Consider the following 468-nt stretch of genomic DNA (forward strand, 5'->3'; position numbering starts at 1 on the left):
GTGAACGGCATTGCCTAAGGGATCGAAGATTGCGGCGATCTCGTCGGGCACGTCGTCGGGGATCGGCACGACATTGTGCTGCGGGATCGCCAGATATTCGCCGAAAGCGCCCGGCCGGTTGACGCCGACGCCGAGCGTGTTGCGGCACAGATGCCCCCTGCCCGCCCTGCAGTTGCGGCAATGGCCGCAGACGATATGGCCTTCACCCGAAACACGCTGGCCGACCTTGTATTCGGTGACCGCCGCGCCGAAGTCGGTGACCGTGCCGACGAACTCGTGGCCGGTCACCATCGGCACCGGAACGGTCTTTTGCGCCCACTGGTCCCAATTGTAGATGTGAACGTCGGTACCGCAGATCGCTGTCTTCCTGATCTTGATCAGAACGTCGTTCGGGCCGATTTCCGGCACCGGCACCTCTTCCATCCAGATGCCCGGCTCGGCCTTGGCCTTGACCAGCGCCTTCATCAT

1 protein-coding gene is annotated in these 468 nt (G+C 63.0%); it reads right to left on the reverse strand.

Annotated elements, in window-relative coordinates:
• Window positions 1-468 (reverse strand): alcohol dehydrogenase catalytic domain-containing protein (locus EOA85_RS36950; protein WP_245486422.1); only part of this gene is annotated, 468 nt, incomplete at both ends.

The sequence above is a fragment of the Mesorhizobium sp. M5C.F.Ca.IN.020.29.1.1 genome (genome assembly GCF_003997375.1).
Classification (GTDB): Bacteria; Pseudomonadota; Alphaproteobacteria; order Rhizobiales; family Rhizobiaceae; genus Mesorhizobium; species Mesorhizobium wenxiniae.